Genomic DNA, 16,921 nt, shown 5'->3' on the forward strand with positions numbered 1-16,921 from the left:
CTCTTTTATCAAGTTTTCAGGCTAGTCATTTCCTTTTTCGTCCTGAAAAAAGTCTTTATTAAAACTTGTTCCACTTGTTTTGCTCTCTTTTTCCTTGATGGTCATCCCTCTTTGAACGAGTGATTTTCCATACTTTTCTTTTAGCCCTTCTAAAATGGTTTGAAGAGGCTCTTCTTTTGCATCTTCTGTATAGGAAAATAAATCAAGCTGTTTAACGGCTGCTTTTCGTTCTACAAGGTCTGTCCCCGTCACACCTAAGAGCCTCACAGGCTGGTCATTCCAATGTTTAAGGAATAACTGCCTTGCTGCCTCAAATAAGTCTTCCTTCCGATCCGTCGGATTCGTGAGGGTGACACTTCGCGTGATATTTTTCCAGCTTGCGTACCGAATCATGATGAGCAGCCGATTTGCCATCACTTCTTTTCTCCTTAACCTTGCACTCACAGATTGTGACAGCTTATCAATTAACGCGACAAGTTCATCTGGATCGTCAGAATCATGAGGAAGGGTTGACGAATTACCGACGGATTTAAATTCGTATATCCTTTCTGGGTCCACGATGCCGTCATGTTCACCATTCGCCTTTTGCTTTAATCTCGGTCCATTGATGCCTAGTAATTCCTTTAGTGTATACTCATTTGCTTTCGCTAAATCTTCAATGGTATGAATGCCAATCGTTTTCAATTTATCTGCCGTTTTTTGTCCAACTCCGTGCATGTCACCCGCTGGTAGCGGCCATAGCATTTGGGGTACATCTCGTTTACGCAAAATGGTGATGCCCATTGGTTTTTTCCAATTAGACGCCATTTTCGCTAAAAATTTATTCGGTGCAATGCCAATACTTGAAGGAAGCATGAGCTCCTCTACAAGCCTCGTTTGAATATCATGAGCCGTTTTCACCGCATGCTCGGCATATGGCGTATGCGTTAAATCAATATAGCCCTCGTCAATGGATACAGGCTCGACTAAATCGCTGTATTCTCTTAGTATTGTAAACATCTCTTGTGAGGAGCTTCGGTACCGGTCAAAGTTTGGTGTACGGACAATCAGCCCCGGACAAAGCCGCTTCGCTTCCCATAACGGCATCGGGGGCTTTACACCTAGCGCTCTTGCCTCGTAGCTACACGTCACCACAATCCCTTTACGCTCTTTCGCATTTCCGCTAATGGCTAAAGGTTTCCCTCTCAAAGAAGGATCATACGCCATTTCTACATTCGCATAAAACGCATTCATGTCTATATGAAAAATAATATTTGACATTGGCATAACCCCATTTTCTTAAATCCCTATATTTTGATCAGAAGTTCCGAATCGATCAAATATGATTAATCTCTTTTATGCTCAATTATACATTGATTTATTTCATCTTTCCTCAAAAAAACCTTCTCTAAAAAAGAGAAGGTTTCAGATTGTTGACAAAGGGCTAAAATGATTTTTATTTTAGCCCTTTGTCTTCTTTTCAGCGTGAATTGAAAACCCTTGAAGTCTAGGAAGATTGAGCACTGGAGCGGAGCGAATTCAACATTCGTGAGCACCAGCGCGCAGATCTGACAACGAATACGAGGGTTTGTCTACACGCTAAAACCTTCTCTAAAAAAGAGAAGGTTTCAAGAATTACACTTTTTCTTCAAGCATACCATTTTGATATTGAATAGCCTCGTATGTTAACACTTCATTTTTAGTGTCATTCAAATGTTTCACAACCGGAGTAGGCTGCTGATTAAAATTCATACTCAAGCTTTGATTGGAATAGTGGCCAGCTGGATCAATATAATACTTGTAATCAATAACTCTTTCCACATCAATGTCTGCGTAAGCAATTCCTTCTGTTTCAGCTGGAACCATATCACTGATCGGTTCTCCATCTGGACCGTAAATGCACGTATGCCCACTCTTAAATGTTTCAAAGTAATCTCTTTGCTCCTGCGTTAAACAAATCATCTCTTTCATTTCTTCCGTATAGATAGAAGAAGTCATCAGCACAAAAGTTTGTGTCGCGATGGCATAATATCTACTTGAAATTTCATCATCAAAATAACCTGGCCAGGACGCTACATGAACCTGTTCATTTTGAGCATTCATCGCCATCAGATCTAGTGGCACTTGATGCTCCCAGCACATCAATCCGCCAAGGTTGCCAATTTCAGTTTGAAAAACTGGCATCATGCTTCCACTTCCATCTCCCCAAATCAGTCTTTCTGCTACAGAAGCTCTCATTTTCCGATGTTTCCCTATTAAATCCCCATTTGGGTTAAACCAAAGTTGAGCTAAATAGAGAGAGCCGCCATCTTTTTCACTGCATGATATACAAACGTACGTTTCATTTCTTTTTGCTGCCTCGCTTATTTTTTGAATAGCTAAGCTAGGAATTTCGACTGCATTTTTATATAATTCGTGATAGAACTTTCTTGTATATTCTGGATGACCAATAAAAGCAAACCAAGGATAACCAGGTAAAAATGCTTCTGGGAATGCTACAAGTTTTGCACCATTTGAAGCTGCCTCGTCGATCAGTTCACATGATTTCTGAACGGTTGCCTCCAAATTTAAGTAGATAGGTGCTGCTTGTACCGCAGCTGCTCGAAACTTCGGATAAATACTTGTCATATTAAAAACCTCCATTTCTTCAATTCCCCCTCATTATAAGATAGGAATTATGAAGTTTGGATGACAAATACCATTTTATACAAAATAAGGATTTATACTCGGTAGAGAAAACACGTGGTCCTGTTAGACATTTCACAATGTGTATAGTACACTGTGAGTAATGAAATGGATGTGATAATCATGATTATTGATACATTCAATGAAGTCTTTTTCCTTGTTGAATTCTTTACGATTATTCTTCCAGCGCTGACGGCCATCGGCATTGCGTTTTTATTAAAAGACTGCCGTATGAACGAACACCTCGGTGGACATCGTTTGGAAGAGTTGGACGCATCTTTATTGAATCGAACAGACTTTCTGTTTATCATATATGATCGCATTACAACTTGGATTAGTAAAGTCATTCGAATGAAACGATCATCGAACGATGATGAAGACCATTCGCTTTCTCTCTCTAATTAATTTTTTAAAAAATGAGGAGGAAACGAATTGAAACGTTTATTAACGATTTGTACGACTTTATGTTTAATGATGATTGCCTCACCTGCTTTTGCAGCGAGTGGGCAAACGAATGCGAGCTCTGATGGGTTTTTCCATCATTATTTTGTTCAGCCTTTTTCTGAGCTGATCATTTGGCTTGCGAACTTCTTCCATGATGATTATGGTTTATCGATTATGTTCGTGACCTTGATCGTCCGTCTGCTGATTTTCCCTCTTTTTGCGAACCAATTTAAGAAGCAAAGAGTCATGCAGGAGAAAATGGCACTAGTAAAGCCTCAAATTGATGAAATTCAAAGCAAATTGAAGAAAACGAAAGAACCTGAAAAACAAAAAGAACTACAAATGGAAATGATGAAAGTATACAAAGAGAACAATGTGAACCCGCTGGCAATGGGCTGTCTGCCTATGCTGATTCAAATTCCAATTGTTCTTGGCTTTTACTCAGCGATCCGCTCAACACCTGAGATCGCAACACATTCGTTCCTATGGTTTAACTTAGGACAAACCGATCTATTGGTCGCGATCTTTGCAGGCGCTATGTATTTCTTGCAATTTTATGTTACGCAAAGGTTTGCGAAGCAATCAGGCACCCAGACAGAGGCTGCGCTGAAACAAGCCAAAGTGATGGGCATGATTTTCCCAATCATGATGCTGTTTATTTCAATCAATGCACCCGCTGCCCTTCCTTTATACTGGATGACAAGCGGATTATTACTCACAATCCAAACCATTATTTTAAATGTCATGTACCAAAAATCAAAATCAAAAGCTGAGGCAAACGACCAAGCTAGCCCAGCTGCTGAATAAAAATAATCCCCTTATCATCAGATAAGGGGATCTTCTTTATGCCAATTCTTCTTTTAACCGCGCTGGCAATTGATCGAGATCCTCAATTCTCCCAAGGAACTTATTCGGGTCCACTTGTAAAATCATCTTGTTCTCTCTCTCCACAACGCCGAAGAAATATTCAGAGGCTTTCGTGTTCATATGAAATGGCTTGATCTCGCTTAGCTCGATATCGATAATATCTTTTGCATCCGAGACAAGACAGCCTACCATTTGTCCGTTTAATTCAAATAGCAACACCTTGGACTGTTCGTTCACATCAAGAGGCTTTCCGTGAAGCATCACGCCTGTGTCACTGACAGGAATGACCTCTCCCCTTAAAGACATGAGTCCTTTTATTTCTTTAGGTAGGTTCGATACTTCTTGTAAATAAGGGACCTTCTCAATCGAACGAATATGCTCTACACTAATGCCAAAATCCTCTTGCCCCACTTGGAAAATAATGATCTTTTGCGTGCTCACAGAGTCTCCTGCCTTTACGATGGATTTGTCGTTTCTTCGATAATGGCGAGAACCATTTCAGCTGTTTTGACTAATTCTTCAATCGGCATTTTCTCATTTTTCGTATGAATATCTTCATATCCAACAGCTAGGTTGACAGTTGGGACGCCGTTTCCTGCAATGACGTTTGCATCACTGCCACCGCCGCTCGTCTGTAGTTCTGATGGACGGCCAATTTTCGCAGCCGCTTTTTTCGCCACTTCTACGACTTGATCGCCGTGAGAGAATTTGAAGCCTGGATACATGATGTCAATGTGTACATCGGCACTTCCGCCCATTTCTTTAGCGGTTTTTTCAAAGGCTTCTTTCATCTTCGCTACTTGTGCTTCCATTTTTGCAGGTTCTAAAGAGCGTGCTTCCGCAAGGATATCGACTTGATCGCACACAATATTCGTTTGCGTTCCGCCTTCAAAACGACCAATATTCGCCGTTGTTTCTTCATCAATTCGGCCAAGCGGCATACTGGCAATGGCTTTTGATGCAATGGTTATCGCAGACACACCTTTTTCAGGCGCGACACCTGCGTGAGCTGTTTTCCCGTAAATGGTTGCGCGTACTTTTGCCTGTGTTGGCGCAGCTACGATAATGGTTCCGACCTTGCCATCTGAATCAAGGGCATAGCCGTATGAAGCTGTCATCAACTTCGGATCTAACGCTTTTGCTCCGACAAGTCCTGATTCCTCACCTGCTGTGATGACAAATTCAATCGTTCCATGCGGTAAATTCTTCTCTTTCAGCACACGGATTGCTTCAAACATTGCCGCAAGTCCTGTCTTATCGTCAGCACCAAGAATGGTTGTTCCATCTGTTTTCACATAGCCGTCTTCAATGACTGGTTTTACGCCATTGCCCGGAACAACTGTATCCATATGAGACGTGAAATAGATGGTATCAGCCTCTTGATTGCCTTCCAGTGTACAGATAAGGTTGCCTGCACCGTGGCCTGTTTTCGCTTTTGAGTCGTCTTCCACCACTTTTAGTCCAAGCTGTGAGAATTTTTCTTTTAAGACTTCCACAATTTTCTCTTCGTGTTTCGTTTCCGAATCAATCTGAACAAGTTCTAAAAATTCGTCTAGCAAACGTTTTTCATTGATCATGATGATGCTCCTCCTCTTATAGCGGCATGTTGCCATGCTTTTTTAACGGTCTATCTTCTTCCTTCCTGCGAAGCAAATCAAATGAGCGAATCAATCGCTCTCTCGTTTCAGCCGGCATGAAAATATCGTCTATTAGCCCTGCCTGAGCTGCTTTTAATACACTTGGCTCCATCTCAATCTCGCGGGAAGCAGGATGAACGATTTCGTCTGCGAACATTTTCCCCATGACATCAATTTCTGCCGCTGGCCATGCATAAACAAAGTCAGCGCCTAAGCCCTTGCTATTCATTGCGACATACGCACCGCCATACGCCTTTCTTAAAATCACCGTGATTTTTGGAACGGTCGCTTCAGCGTACGCATATAAAAGCTTTGCGCCGTGACGGATAATTCCCGCATGCTCGGCTTTTTCCCCTGGTAAAAAACCAGGGACGTCTACAAGTGTTAAGAGCGGAATATGAAACGCATCGCAAAATCGAATAAACCTGGCCGCTTTATCAGCAGCGTCAAGGTCAAGACTTCCTGCCAGCACCTTTGGCTGATTGGCAACTATACCAATTGAAGCCCTTTGTAATTTGGCAAACCCTGTAACGATATTTTTTGAGAAACAAGGCTGCGTCTCAAAGAATGAGTCTGAATCGATGATCGCTGTCACCACTTGTTTGACGTCATAGGTGCGTGATGGATCCTTCGGCAAGATGTCGCCTGGATCAGCTGCGTCTTGCTTACTCGTTTCAGCGTCCATGACAGTCTGTTGTTTCGTTGGTATGTACGTTAAAAGTGTTCGAACCGCTTTTAACACGTCTTTCTCATCTTTGCCAGTATAGTGCACATTCCCGCTTGTCTGATGCTGAACACTTGCACCGCCAAGACGGTCAGGACAGACCGTTTCTCCTGTTGCCTTTTCTATGACTTTCGGACCTGTTAAAAACATATGAGCTGTCTGTTCTGTCATGAACACAAAATCAGTCAAGGCAGGAGAATAGACTGCTCCTCCAGCACAAGAGCCTAAAATAACGGATATTTGCGGGATTTGACCAGAGTACAGCACATTCCGTTTAAAAATCTGTCCGTATCCTTCTAATGATACCACACCCTCTTGAATTCTCGCACCACCTGAGTCTTTTAGACCGATGACCGGCATCTGATTTTTAGCTGCGAGATCCATTAGAGAAGCAATTTTTTTGGCATGTATTTCGCCTAAAGAGCCTCCATGCACTGTTGCATCTTGTGCATAAACACATACCGGCTTTCCATGAATGAGTCCAGTTCCAGTAACGACGCCATCACCGACATGCTCTGACATGCGGCCTGTTGCAAATCCTTGAATTTCCATGAAACTGCCCCCGTCAAGAAGTTCATGCAACCGCTGACGAACGGTTAGTTTCCCTTTGTTCCGGTGCGCAGCTGCACGTTTCACGCCGCCGCCCATGAATGCTTTTTCGCGCCATTTAGCCAAGTCATTGAACGATTCATTCATTGCCATGTTCCTCTCCTTTCAAGGGCTCGCACAATTCGAATAACACACCGGACGTTTCTTTCGGTGAAATAAAAGCAATCCGCTTCCCGCTCGCGCCTATCTGTGCTGATTGTTGGAGAAGCTCCACGCCAAGATGATCAAGACGGTTAAGGTCCGCCTGTATGTCACCTGACTTTAGCGCAATATGATGGAGTCCCTCTCCTCTTTTTGTTAAAAAGGTATGTAGTTTGCTGCTGCCGGACATCGGTTCAATTAATTCAATGTGCACATGATCAAGTGAAACGAAGGACGCTTTAATCTCCTGCTCAGGAATCTCTTGTATGTCTGAAAAATGCCAGTTAAACAGCTGTTGAAGAATTCGAGATGTGTTTTTTATAGAAAAGACCGCAATGGCAATATGGTCGATTTGATTCATCCGTTCACTTCCTTTGTTGATCACTTGTCGCATTTGAAAAAACGAGCTAGAATAAAGAAAGGTGCGTTCGTCGCAAAAAATCTTCGATTATAGGGGTGCGATATGTCTCAGAAAATGATGAAATTCATGGTATTGCTCATGATTAGCCTGTTGCTAATATCTTCGCTTTTAGCAGGAGCCGCAACCTTTTTATAAGGTTTCAATAAAAGCAGACAAGCAGGTGATTCGTTCAATCAACGAATGGCCTGTTTGTCTTTGGCAAGCTTTTCAAATGAATCGGTTGATGTTGTAATCCAAACTTTTGTCCCAACCGGAAGCTGGTCAAATAGAAGCTCTACATCTTGATTATGCAGTCTCACACAGCCTGCCGTGATAAATTTCCCTATCGATGTTTCGTCACTCGTCCCATGAATTCCGTATATTCTGCCATCTGTTCCTCGTGCATCAAATCCAATCCATCTTCTGCCAAGAGGGTTATTCTTCGCACCGCCTTCAATATTCTTTTTTCTGTAATAGGGATCTTTCGCTTTGATCATAATGGTAAATTCCCCTTCTGGCGTTAAATCTGAAGTTTTCCCTGTAGAAGCAGGATATATTTTTTGGATTTGTCCTTGATCAATATAGGCAAGTTCATTGGTTTGTTTATTAATAATGACATAAGGGTCTCCTGGAAGCGGGTTTTGTCCGAGCGGCCAGATAGGTGAAAGGGACATGGTCAATACGGTATAAAATAAAAGACGCATAGGCTCCTCCTTTTTCATTAGATTGACCAATGAAGGAGGAACTCATGCGTCTCTATTCTTTCATCCCTTTAAAATAGCTTTTCAGTACTAAATATTGTTCCATTTCTCCGAGGAAATGAAACAGTGCAGCTCTTGCTTCAAACTCTTCTCTTGTTTGCGGCAGCGGGAGCTTATCGAACTCTTCTTTCATATCAATGAGGCGCCTTAAAAACTTATGCGCCGTGTTCCCTGGGTGAATATGTTCGCGTAAGTCTCTAATGTATTCTGCAATGATTTGTCCATGCTCTGTTGTAATGGAAATGGATGTGATCTTCGGAAGCACACGCTCGATGATTTCGAATTGCTTTTGCCTCATATTGAAATAATGATAATACAGGTTTTCATGTCTTAAGACATGGTTTTCAACATCACGATATGCAAGAGCTTTTGCTTCTTTAATCAATTGATGTGTCTCTGGTATTTCTTTGCCTGTCCAGTCTTGTTTCCCTGTCATTAAGTATTGTTCGATTTCCTCAAAAATTTTTGCAAAGTTGGCTTCAATCTGTTCGCTGTAGCGTTTAAGCTTTTTATCGACACTTGGCATATACAGGTTCATGATAAGTGCCACGCCAACACCAATCGTAATCAGCAGCAGCTCATTCCAAATGAGGTGAAGGGTAATCCCGCCCGACATGTATAAATGGAGGATGATGACTGAACTTGTGACAATCCCTTCTTTAATGCGGAGCAATACGGTTGTCGGAATAAAGACAAGCAGCATCAGACCAATCACAAAAGGATGATACCCAATCAGATCGAAAAATAGATAAGAAAATAAAATGGCAAGACTGCATGCGGCAAAGCGGGCACCTGATGCAAGAAGCGACCGTTTCTTTGTCACCTGAATACACAGAATCGTAATAATCCCGGCAGCGGAATAATTTTGAAGGCCAAGCAGTTGCGCAATATAAATGGCGATCGCTGTTCCTAATGCTGTTTTCAGCGTTCGGTAGCCGATTTTAAACATGATGTGAGTCACTCTTTTCTGTCTTGTTTCTATTCACTTATTGTGAAATGATGAACTTTTTTACTTTCCCCATTATAATCAAAAAAAGAAGGAGATGTTAAGTCTCCCTCTCTTTTTTCTTTATAATATTTTTTGTAAGAAGTCTTTCGCGCGCTGTGACGAAGGCGATTCAAAGAATTGCACAGGGTTTGCATCCTCTACAATTTTCCCATCGTCCATAAAGATCACGCGGTCAGCCACTTCTTTTGCAAAGCCCATTTCATGTGTGACGATCACAAGTGTCATTCCAGATTGAGCCAGCTCTTTCATGACCTCTAGCACTTCCTTGACCATTTCTGGATCTAGTGCAGACGTTGGTTCGTCAAACAGCATGATGTCTGGTGTCATCGCAAGCGCACGTGCAATTGCGACACGCTGTTTTTGACCACCTGACAAGCGGTTCGGAAAATCATCTTTTTTCTCTAAAAGCCCTACCTTTTTCAGCAGATCTTCAGCTTGTTTGATGCTGTCTTCCTTCGATTGATTCTTCACATTCATTGGCGCATATGTGATATTTTCCAGCACCGTTTTATGCGGGAACAGGTGAAAATGCTGAAACACCATTCCGATGTTCTCACGCACTTTGAGTGCATTGGTTTTTGGGTTTGTGATTTCGGTATCCTGAATCGTAATAACACCAGAAGTCGGCTTTTCAAGCAAGTTGATGCAGCGAAGAAACGTCGATTTTCCTGAACCAGATGGTCCAATGACTGCGACAACTTCTCCTTCTTTAATAGTGGTGTCGATCCCTTTTAATACTTCATTTTTGCCAAAAGATTTTGTGAGTTTCTCTATGTTAATCATTTGATTTTAACTTCCTTTCCACCGATTTGCCGACAAAGGTGAGAACAAGCACGATGACATAATAGATGAGACCCGCAAAAATAAGCGGTTCAAGATAATTATACGTGACGGCACCTGCTTGATAGGCTCGTCTCATGACATCTCCCAGTCCAATGACTGTCACAATAGCTGATTCTTTTGTCAGTGTAATCGTTTCGTTCACAAGTGCAGGTGAAATATTTTTAAATGCCTGCGGAAGCAATAAGTCCTTCATCATTTTAGCATAAGGGATGCCTAAAGCAACGGCTGCTTCTTTTTGACCTTTATCAATGGCATTAATACCAGCACGAATAATTTCAGATACGTAAGCCGCAGAGTTTAGTGAAAATGCCGCTACAGCAGCCCAGTATTGATCGATTTGAAACCCGAGAAGCTGAGGCAGACCGAAATAAATAATGAGCAATTGAAGCACAAGCGGTGTGCCTCTGAAGATGGATGTATAAAAATCTGCAAGCCAAATGAGCGGCTTAAATACACTAATTTTGCAAAGCGTTAATAAAATCCCTAAAATAAATCCAAGAAAAAGTGATACCACTACAATAGAAAGTGTGACCTTAAGCCCTTCTAAAATAAAGGGCATCTGAGGTATTACATCTTTAAAATCTAACATGACAGTCTCCTTTTTTATGCCTTCATACGAAATCAAATAATAAAACAGGAAAAAAGTTCAACATGAGTTGAACTTTTCAGCGCTTTCTACTGAATTTTCATGAATGACGCTGATCCTTTTCCTGACTTATTTTTCATCAGCAAACCATTTTTTAATTAATTTATCAAGTTCGCCATTGTCTTGCATTTCTTTTAATGATTTATTAAATTTAGCTGTTAAGTCGCTATTTTTCTTGAATGCAATGGCTGAACCATTATTTGTTGACCCACTAAGGTCAAAAGCCTGAAAGTCTTTCTCTTTCTTTAAATAGCCCGCTGCTACTTTATCTTCAATAATAGCTGCATCAAAACGGCCTGCTTTGATCTCTTGAATGATATCAGAGATTTTATTACGGTCTTCCACTTTTAAGTTATATTTCTTTTGCAAACCGTTTGCTTCATCTTGCTGGATTGAACCTAATTGAACGCCGACTGTTTTATCTTTTAAGTCTTTCTCTGTTTTCATTCCGCTAGATTTCTTTGAGACAACTAAGTTTTTAGCATTGTAATAAACATCAGAGAAGTCTACTTGTTTTTTACGCTTTTCATCTGGTGTCATTCCTGCTAGGACAATATCAGCTTTGTTTGTTTTAAGGGCGGATACAAGGCTTGCGAAATCCATATCTTGAATTTCTAGCTTGTAGCCGTTCTTTTTCGCTAGTGCTGTTGCAAGATCGACATCAAAACCGACAATTTTATCTCCGTCTTTTGATTCAAATGGCGGATAATCTGCTGATGTCGCCATAACGAGTGTTTTGTCATCTCCTGATGCGTTTGAATTATTAGAAGAAGTTCCACAAGCTGCGAGTGCAGCTGCAAGACCAGCTGTCATAAGTAATAATAACCACTTTTTCATAAGATAATGCCTCCCAGTATTTAAAATCATGTATTGTTTTGAATATTTATTCACTATAATGTATTTTAAACACTTTCTTTTTAAGATGCAATAGTATTTTGCTAAAATTATTTTGATTCAATGGTCTTATAAAACAAAAAGCAGACCGATCTAAAGACCGGACTGCTTTATATGTCATCATTCAAACGTCACATGTTAAATTTCTTTGCAATGCTCATCGAATGCAGCTTGAAGCTTTGACACGACTTCCATTGGTTCGTGCCCTTCAATTTCATGACGTTCGACCATTTTAATGATCTTTCCATCTTTTAATAATGCAAAGGATGGTGAAGATGGCGGGAAGCCTTCAAAATATTCACGGGCTCTTGCCGTTGCCTCTTTGTCTTGTCCAGCAAACACTGTCAGCAATTGATCTGGACGCTTATCATAATGAACAGAATAGCCTGCAGCTGGTCTTGCAATACCGCCAGCACATCCGCATACTGAATTCACCATCACAAGTGCCGTGCCTTCTTTAGACAGGGCTTCATCCACTTCTTCAGCTGATGTAAGCTCATTATAGCCAGCCTGTTTGATCTCTTCTCTCGCTTGTTTCACAATATCATTCATAAATAAATTAAAATCAATATTCATTGTCCGTCCACTCCTTTAGCATGCCAAAACCATTTTAACAACATCATATCAAGGAAAACGCCTGCGGGCAAATGTGTTGTCTTTTCATTCCACACTTTTCTGAACATCGTTTATACGCCGCGAAATTGGGGAAAAGTGATGATAAAGAGATGAAAGGGAGAACTGCGTGATGGCACAATTCAAAAAAGCGATGCTCATTTATAATGGAAATGCTGGACAAAAAAACATGGAAAAAGTTCTCGGACAAACAGTACCTCTTCTTTCTCTACATATTGATGAACTCATTCTTAAACCAACAAAGCAGCCAAATGATGCTTATGAATTCTGTCGCACAATTGATGAGACGATAGAATTGCTGATCATATTAGGCGGAGATGGAACCGTGCATGAATGCATGAATGGCATCGGTGGTTTAGAAAAAAGGCCAGCTGTAGCGATATTACCAGGCGGGACATGCAATGACTTTTCTAGAACGCTTGGTATTCCGCAACAAATGCAGAAAGCCGCTCAAATGATTGTAGACGGCGTAGAAAAAAAGGTCGACTTAATCAAAGCAGGAGATCGATACTTGTTAAACTTTTGGGGAATCGGGCTGATTGCAGACACATCCAACAATATTAATGACAAGGAAAAAGCTGTACTCGGCAAAATCAGCTACTTCACAAGTGCCCTCCGCACCTTACAGCAAACAGATCCTTTTCATGTACGAATTGAAACAGAGGAGGAGACCTGGGAAGAAGAAGCCGTCATCGTTCTTGTCATGAATGGACATTTCATCGGGACAAATAAAATTGATTTGCCGAGTGCAACGATTGATGATGGGAAAGCAGAAATCTTAATTTGCAGAAATACGAGTTTCTCTGCTCTAAAAGAAATCTTTTCTATGAACCGGGAAGAGCTGGAGGATTTCACCGGAGACCTCTCCCTCATTCAAGCATCCAATATTCAGATCCACACAAAAGAGGAAATGGATGCTGATACAGATGGCGAAGTGTACATGACAGCCCCAGCTTCTTTAGAAGTGTTAAAACAACATTTGACCTTTATTGTTCCAGCAAAATAAAGAAAACGCCCGAGATTATTCTTTTTCGGGCGTTTTTTTGATATAGCGTCTGTATAAATATTCAAGCGCATAGCCAAGCAGCGTCCCGGCAAGAAGAGAAATTCCTAAGAGGCTATTCGCTGCTCCTTTAAATCCACCGACAATCAGCAAGCAATACAAAACTTGAATAATTGAAACGATTGATATGATCAGTAGTAATCTTTCAGGATGGTTGCGTGATTTAGAAATATATCGAAGAAAAGCGAACGCAATTGCTGTGATAAACATGAGTCCAATCGTTAAAAACGCAAAAAAGTCTAGTCCAGACATACCATCGCTCCTTTCTCATCATGTGGAAATCCCCCTCTCCTTAGCGGGAGGGGGACATTCTTGTTTTAGTAAACTGATGTCTGCTCGTCAATGCCTTCAAGGATTTGTTTAATCCGTTGAAGGAATCTGCCGCATACAAGACCATCAAGAACTCTGTGATCTAATGAGAGACAAAGGTTGACCATGTCTCTTGCTGCAATCATACCATTTACAATCATTGGACGCTTCACGATCGATTCTACTTGTAAAATCGCCGCTTGCGGATAATTAATGATTCCCATAGATTGTACAGAACCAAATGATCCCGTGTTGTTTACAGTAAAGGTGCCACCTTCCATGTCACTTTGCTTCAGCGTACCTTGTCTCACCTTGGAAGCAAGCTCATGAATTTCCTTGGCGATGCCTTTAATCGTTTTTTCATCTGCATCCTTAATGACTGGAACAAAAAGAGCGTCATCAGTCGCAACAGCAATCGAGACATTGATCGCTTTCTTTTGCACAATTTTATCTCCAGCCCACATGCTGTTCATTTCTGGGAATTCCTTTAAGCCCTGAGCCACTGCTTTGACAAAGAACGCAAAGAATGTCAAATTAAAGCCTTCTTTTGCTTTAAATTGGTCCTTGAGCTGATTTCTTCTAGTCACAAGGTTTGTCACATCAACTTCCATCATCGTCCATGCATGCGGAATTTCATGTTTGCTTCTCAGCATATTTGCCGCAATCGCCTGCCTGATTGGCGTGACTGGCAGTTCAACATCACCAGGCATTGTAGAGATGGAAGGCGCCGCTTTTGATTTTGATGGCTGCACAGGCTCTGGCTTGACCGCCTGTTCAGTGACAGGTGCTGTCTTCCCTTGCATGCCGCCCTTTTCAATGAGCTGAAGTAAATCTTTTCTTGTGATTCGTCCGCCTGCTCCCGTTCCTTGCACTGCCGCTAAATCAATGCTGTGCTCATCTGCTAAACGAAGGACTGCTGGAGAGTAGCGTTTCTTTTGACTTTGATTCTCTTTTGTTTGATCTGCTTCAGGTGCTTCACTTTGCTCAGGTGCGGCTTCTTCTTTCGCACTTTGCTGCGAGCTGCCTTCTACTTCAATTTCACAGAACACTTCTCCTACTTGCAGTGTATCGCCTTCTTCAGCTGATAGCTTTGTTATCGTTCCTGTAAAAGATGACGGGACTTCTGCGTTCACTTTATCCGTCATGACTTCCGCAATTGGATCGTATTTATTCACATGATCGCCAGGTGAAACGAGCCATTTGCTGATGGTTCCTTCTGTTACACTTTCACCTAACTGAGGCATTTTCATTTGTTCAATTGCCACTTGAAACCCTCCTCTTTCTTAAAACGCCGCTAGCTCTCTCATTTCAGCTTCTACCTTATCTGGGTTGACCATGAAGAATTTTTCCATCGTCGGTGCATAAGGCATTGCCGGAATTTCTGGTCCGGCTAGACGTTTGATTGGTGCGTCTAAATCAAATAAGCAATGCTCTGATATGATCGCCGCTACCTCACTCATGATGCTGCCTTCTTTTGTATCTTCCGTTAGAAGAAGCACTTTGCCTGTTTTTGATGCCGCTTCAATAATGGATTCCTGATCAAGCGGGTACACTGTTCTCAAATCGAGAATATGCGCAGAAATGCCGTCTTTCGCAAGGCGGTCTGCTGCTTGCAATGCAAAATGGACGCAGAGGCCATATGTAATGACCGTGATATCATCGCCTTCACGTTTCACATCTGCTTTTCCAATAGGAAGTGTGTAATCCTCTTCAGGTACTTCTCCTTTAATCAGACGGTAGGCACGTTTGTGTTCAAAGAACAATACAGGATCTGGATCACGCACCGCAGCTTTTAAAAGACCTTTTACATCATAAGGCGTAGAAGGCATGACAATCTTCAAACCAGGCTGGTTGGCAAAAATCGCTTCAACTGATTGTGAATGATAAAGCGCCCCGTGAACTCCGCCCCCATAAGGTGCGCGGATGACCATTGGACAGCTCCAATCGTTATTTGAGCGGTATCTAATTTTCGCAGCCTCTGAAATGATTTGGTTAATAGCAGGCATGATAAAATCCGCAAATTGCATCTCAGCAATTGGGCGCATTCCATACATCGCTGCTCCAATCCCTACACCAGCAATGGCTGATTCTGCAAGAGGTGTATCCATGACGCGCGCTTCTCCGAATTGCTCATAAAGACCCGCTGTCGCTTTAAATACGCCGCCCTTTTTCCCGACATCCTCTCCGAGCACAAACACTTTCGGATCTCGCTCCATTTCTTCTTTCATCGCCAGTGTAATGGCGTCTATATATGACATAACAGGCATTTTTCTTCCCCCTTACTCCGCATACACGTAACGAAGTGCGCTTTCAGCATCAGCATAAGCAGCGTTTTCCGCTTCATCAGTGGCTTCGTTTACGATTTGCATGATTTCTTTTGTCATCTCTTCTTTCATTTCTGAAGTCATGATGTTTCCTTCGGTTAAATACGTTTCATATTGGATGAGCGGATCTTTCTTTCTCGCTTCGAGCACTTCTTCTTTTTCTCGATAGCTTGAATCATCGTCATCACTTGAATGCGCAGTTAAACGGTAAGAGATCGTTTCAATCAACGTTGGTCCTTCGCCTTTTGCTGCACGGTCTCTCGCTTCTTTGACAGCAGCATATACTTCAAGCGGATCATTGCCATCAACGGTTACGCCAGGCATTCCGTATCCAATCGCACGATCTGAAATGCGTTCACATGCTACTTGTTTGTCATACGGTACGGAAATCGCGTACTTATTGTTTTCACACATGAAAATAACAGGCAGCTTATGCACAGCAGCAAAGTTAGCGCCTTCGTGGAAATCACCTTGGTTTGAAGAGCCCTCACCGAACGTGACAAAGCTGACAAAGTTTTTCTGATCTAGACGTCCAGCAAGTGCGATGCCAACTGCATGAGGAACCTGCGTTGTAACAGGTGAAGATCCTGTCACAATTCGATTTGATTTCTGTCCAAAATGCCCTGGCATCTGTCTTCCGCCTGAGCTTGGATCGTCTTGTTTTGCGAAACCTGACATCATTAAATCTTTTGCTGTCATCCCAAATGCGAGGACAACCCCCATATCACGGTAGTAAGGCAAGACGTAATCCTCTTCTCTATTGAGAGCGAAAGAAGCACCGACTTGCTGCGCTTCCTGCCCTTGACAAGAAATGACGAATGGAATTTTACCAGAACGGTTTAAAAGCCACATCCGTTCATCAATTTTTCTTGCTAGAAGCATTGTTCTGTATATATCAATTGCTTGTTCATCTGATAATCCTAATTCATGATGACGCATGTTACTCATCTTAT

20 protein-coding genes are annotated in these 16,921 nt (G+C 41.9%); 4 read left to right on the forward strand and 16 right to left on the reverse strand.

What is annotated here, in order from left to right; all coding sequences use genetic code 11:
* Positions 1–21: 21 nt before the first annotated feature.
* Both MKY18_RS10915 and MKY18_RS10920 read right to left on the reverse strand, forming a co-directional pair.
* Entirely contained in the window at positions 22–1,266 is a 1,245-nt protein-coding gene (locus MKY18_RS10915) for a DNA polymerase IV (protein ID WP_065098364.1), read from the reverse strand.
* A 348-nt stretch (positions 1,267–1,614) separates the two neighbouring features.
* The gene (locus MKY18_RS10920) at positions 1,615–2,607 is read right to left on the reverse strand and encodes a carbon-nitrogen hydrolase family protein (protein WP_113767565.1); all 993 of its coding nucleotides are present in this window, start codon (positions 2,605–2,607) and stop codon (positions 1,615–1,617) included.
* Between the two features lie 180 nt (positions 2,608–2,787).
* Here MKY18_RS10920 and MKY18_RS10925 point away from each other — a divergent pair, with 180 nt between their 5' ends.
* Complete coding sequence (locus MKY18_RS10925) at positions 2,788–3,069, forward strand: hypothetical protein (protein WP_106067126.1); 282 nt, start codon at positions 2,788–2,790, stop codon at positions 3,067–3,069.
* Between the two features lie 66 nt (positions 3,070–3,135).
* Complete coding sequence (locus tag MKY18_RS10930; RefSeq protein WP_044141209.1) at positions 3,136–3,915, forward strand: membrane protein insertase YidC; 780 nt, start codon at positions 3,136–3,138, stop codon at positions 3,913–3,915.
* A gap of 36 nt (positions 3,916–3,951) precedes the next feature.
* On the opposite strand, the gene MKY18_RS10935 is transcribed toward MKY18_RS10930, so the two are convergent.
* Genes MKY18_RS10935 through mce form a run of 4 tightly spaced genes read right to left on the reverse strand, consistent with a single transcriptional unit; the run spans position 3,952 to position 7,447 of the window.
* Positions 3,952–4,416, reverse strand: a complete 465-nt coding sequence (locus MKY18_RS10935; RefSeq protein WP_044141023.1) for a chemotaxis protein CheW — start codon at positions 4,414–4,416, stop codon at positions 3,952–3,954.
* A 14-nt stretch (positions 4,417–4,430) separates the two neighbouring features.
* Entirely contained in the window at positions 4,431–5,552 is a 1,122-nt protein-coding gene (locus tag MKY18_RS10940) for a M20/M25/M40 family metallo-hydrolase (protein WP_065098365.1), read from the reverse strand.
* Between the two features lie 16 nt (positions 5,553–5,568).
* On the reverse strand, positions 5,569–7,038 hold the full coding sequence (locus MKY18_RS10945) for an acyl-CoA carboxylase subunit beta (RefSeq protein WP_065098366.1): 1,470 nt from the start codon (positions 7,036–7,038) through the stop codon (positions 5,569–5,571).
* Positions 7,025–7,447: a methylmalonyl-CoA epimerase gene (gene mce / locus MKY18_RS10950; protein ID WP_044141020.1), complete on the reverse strand. Its 423-nt coding sequence runs from the start codon at positions 7,445–7,447 to the stop codon at positions 7,025–7,027. The genes MKY18_RS10945 and mce overlap by 14 nt, the downstream gene beginning before the upstream one ends.
* Before the next feature lie 114 nt (positions 7,448–7,561).
* Here mce and MKY18_RS10955 point away from each other — a divergent pair, with 114 nt between their 5' ends.
* A complete protein-coding gene (locus MKY18_RS10955; RefSeq protein WP_257736823.1) occupies positions 7,562–7,642 on the forward strand; it encodes a hypothetical protein in 81 nt (26 codons plus the stop codon).
* Between the two features lie 38 nt (positions 7,643–7,680).
* On the opposite strand, the gene MKY18_RS10960 is transcribed toward MKY18_RS10955, so the two are convergent.
* The 6 genes from MKY18_RS10960 to MKY18_RS10985 form a co-directional block, all read right to left on the reverse strand.
* Complete coding sequence (locus tag MKY18_RS10960) at positions 7,681–8,190, reverse strand: L,D-transpeptidase (protein ID WP_106065558.1); 510 nt, start codon at positions 8,188–8,190, stop codon at positions 7,681–7,683.
* A gap of 52 nt (positions 8,191–8,242) precedes the next feature.
* Entirely contained in the window at positions 8,243–9,196 is a 954-nt protein-coding gene (locus MKY18_RS10965; protein ID WP_061408485.1) for an aromatic acid exporter family protein, read from the reverse strand.
* Between the two features lie 120 nt (positions 9,197–9,316).
* Positions 9,317–10,039 carry an amino acid ABC transporter ATP-binding protein gene (locus tag MKY18_RS10970; RefSeq protein ID WP_003215712.1) on the reverse strand — a complete coding sequence of 241 codons (723 nt, stop codon included), beginning with the start codon at positions 10,037–10,039 and terminating at the stop codon, positions 9,317–9,319.
* Positions 10,032–10,688, reverse strand: a complete 657-nt coding sequence (locus tag MKY18_RS10975) for an amino acid ABC transporter permease (protein WP_003215691.1) — start codon at positions 10,686–10,688, stop codon at positions 10,032–10,034. Before MKY18_RS10975 ends, MKY18_RS10970 begins: the two co-directional genes overlap by 8 nt.
* A 126-nt stretch (positions 10,689–10,814) precedes the next feature.
* Positions 10,815–11,582: a transporter substrate-binding domain-containing protein gene (locus tag MKY18_RS10980; protein ID WP_065098369.1), complete on the reverse strand. Its 768-nt coding sequence runs from the start codon at positions 11,580–11,582 to the stop codon at positions 10,815–10,817.
* Positions 11,583–11,777: 195 nt separating this feature from the next.
* Complete coding sequence (locus MKY18_RS10985) at positions 11,778–12,215, reverse strand: BrxA/BrxB family bacilliredoxin (RefSeq protein WP_003215907.1); 438 nt, start codon at positions 12,213–12,215, stop codon at positions 11,778–11,780.
* Between the two features lie 169 nt (positions 12,216–12,384).
* Here MKY18_RS10985 and MKY18_RS10990 point away from each other — a divergent pair, with 169 nt between their 5' ends.
* Positions 12,385–13,278 carry a YegS/Rv2252/BmrU family lipid kinase gene (locus MKY18_RS10990; protein WP_065098370.1) on the forward strand — a complete coding sequence of 298 codons (894 nt, stop codon included), beginning with the start codon at positions 12,385–12,387 and terminating at the stop codon, positions 13,276–13,278.
* A 15-nt stretch (positions 13,279–13,293) separates the two neighbouring features.
* On the opposite strand, the gene MKY18_RS10995 is transcribed toward MKY18_RS10990, so the two are convergent.
* The 4 genes from MKY18_RS10995 to MKY18_RS11010 all read right to left on the reverse strand — a co-directional run bounded on the left by MKY18_RS10995 (position 13,294) and on the right by MKY18_RS11010 (position 16,916).
* Positions 13,294–13,587, reverse strand: coding sequence for a YesK-like family protein (locus tag MKY18_RS10995; protein ID WP_050943788.1), 294 nt, complete (start codon positions 13,585–13,587; stop codon positions 13,294–13,296).
* Positions 13,588–13,652: 65 nt separating this feature from the next.
* Positions 13,653–14,909: a dihydrolipoamide acetyltransferase family protein gene (locus tag MKY18_RS11000; RefSeq protein WP_113767407.1), complete on the reverse strand. Its 1,257-nt coding sequence runs from the start codon at positions 14,907–14,909 to the stop codon at positions 13,653–13,655.
* An 18-nt stretch (positions 14,910–14,927) separates the two neighbouring features.
* Positions 14,928–15,911, reverse strand: a complete 984-nt coding sequence (locus MKY18_RS11005) for an alpha-ketoacid dehydrogenase subunit beta (protein WP_065098373.1) — start codon at positions 15,909–15,911, stop codon at positions 14,928–14,930.
* A gap of 12 nt (positions 15,912–15,923) precedes the next feature.
* Complete coding sequence (locus MKY18_RS11010) at positions 15,924–16,916, reverse strand: thiamine pyrophosphate-dependent dehydrogenase E1 component subunit alpha (RefSeq protein WP_185108545.1); 993 nt, start codon at positions 16,914–16,916, stop codon at positions 15,924–15,926.
* Between the last annotated feature and the right edge of the window lie 5 nt (positions 16,917–16,921).

This window comes from Bacillus sp. FSL R7-0672, assembly GCF_038601465.1.
Classification (GTDB): domain Bacteria; phylum Bacillota; class Bacilli; order Bacillales; family Bacillaceae; genus Bacillus; species Bacillus pumilus.

Bases quoted from the DNA above. Each gene is read 5' to 3' on its own strand.
- MKY18_RS10980 (WP_065098369.1), bottom strand. From the start codon at position 11,582: ATGAAAAAGTGGTTATTATTACTTATGACAGCTGGTCTTGCAGCTGCA.
- MKY18_RS10985 (WP_003215907.1), bottom strand. From the start codon at position 12,215: ATGAATATTGATTTTAATTTATTTATGAATGATATTGTGAAACAAGCG.
- mce (WP_044141020.1), bottom strand. From the start codon at position 7,447: ATGAATCAAATCGACCATATTGCCATTGCGGTCTTTTCTATAAAAAAC.
- MKY18_RS10965 (WP_061408485.1), bottom strand. From the start codon at position 9,196: ATGTTTAAAATCGGCTACCGAACGCTGAAAACAGCATTAGGAACAGCG.
- MKY18_RS10945 (WP_065098366.1), bottom strand. From the start codon at position 7,038: ATGGCAATGAATGAATCGTTCAATGACTTGGCTAAATGGCGCGAAAAA.
- MKY18_RS10920 (WP_113767565.1), bottom strand. From the start codon at position 2,607: ATGACAAGTATTTATCCGAAGTTTCGAGCAGCTGCGGTACAAGCAGCA.
- MKY18_RS10990 (WP_065098370.1), top strand. From the start codon at position 12,385: ATGGCACAATTCAAAAAAGCGATGCTCATTTATAATGGAAATGCTGGA.
- MKY18_RS10960 (WP_106065558.1), bottom strand. From the start codon at position 8,190: ATGCGTCTTTTATTTTATACCGTATTGACCATGTCCCTTTCACCTATC.
- MKY18_RS10930 (WP_044141209.1), top strand. From the start codon at position 3,136: ATGATGATTGCCTCACCTGCTTTTGCAGCGAGTGGGCAAACGAATGCG.
- MKY18_RS10995 (WP_050943788.1), bottom strand. From the start codon at position 13,587: ATGTCTGGACTAGACTTTTTTGCGTTTTTAACGATTGGACTCATGTTT.
- MKY18_RS10915 (WP_065098364.1), bottom strand. From the start codon at position 1,266: ATGCCAATGTCAAATATTATTTTTCATATAGACATGAATGCGTTTTAT.
- MKY18_RS10970 (WP_003215712.1), bottom strand. From the start codon at position 10,039: ATGATTAACATAGAGAAACTCACAAAATCTTTTGGCAAAAATGAAGTA.
- MKY18_RS10975 (WP_003215691.1), bottom strand. From the start codon at position 10,688: ATGTTAGATTTTAAAGATGTAATACCTCAGATGCCCTTTATTTTAGAA.
- MKY18_RS10925 (WP_106067126.1), top strand. From the start codon at position 2,788: ATGATTATTGATACATTCAATGAAGTCTTTTTCCTTGTTGAATTCTTT.
- MKY18_RS10940 (WP_065098365.1), bottom strand. From the start codon at position 5,552: ATGATCAATGAAAAACGTTTGCTAGACGAATTTTTAGAACTTGTTCAG.
- MKY18_RS11010 (WP_185108545.1), bottom strand. From the start codon at position 16,916: ATGAGTAACATGCGTCATCATGAATTAGGATTATCAGATGAACAAGCA.
- MKY18_RS10955 (WP_257736823.1), top strand. From the start codon at position 7,562: ATGATGAAATTCATGGTATTGCTCATGATTAGCCTGTTGCTAATATCT.
- MKY18_RS11005 (WP_065098373.1), bottom strand. From the start codon at position 15,911: ATGCCTGTTATGTCATATATAGACGCCATTACACTGGCGATGAAAGAA.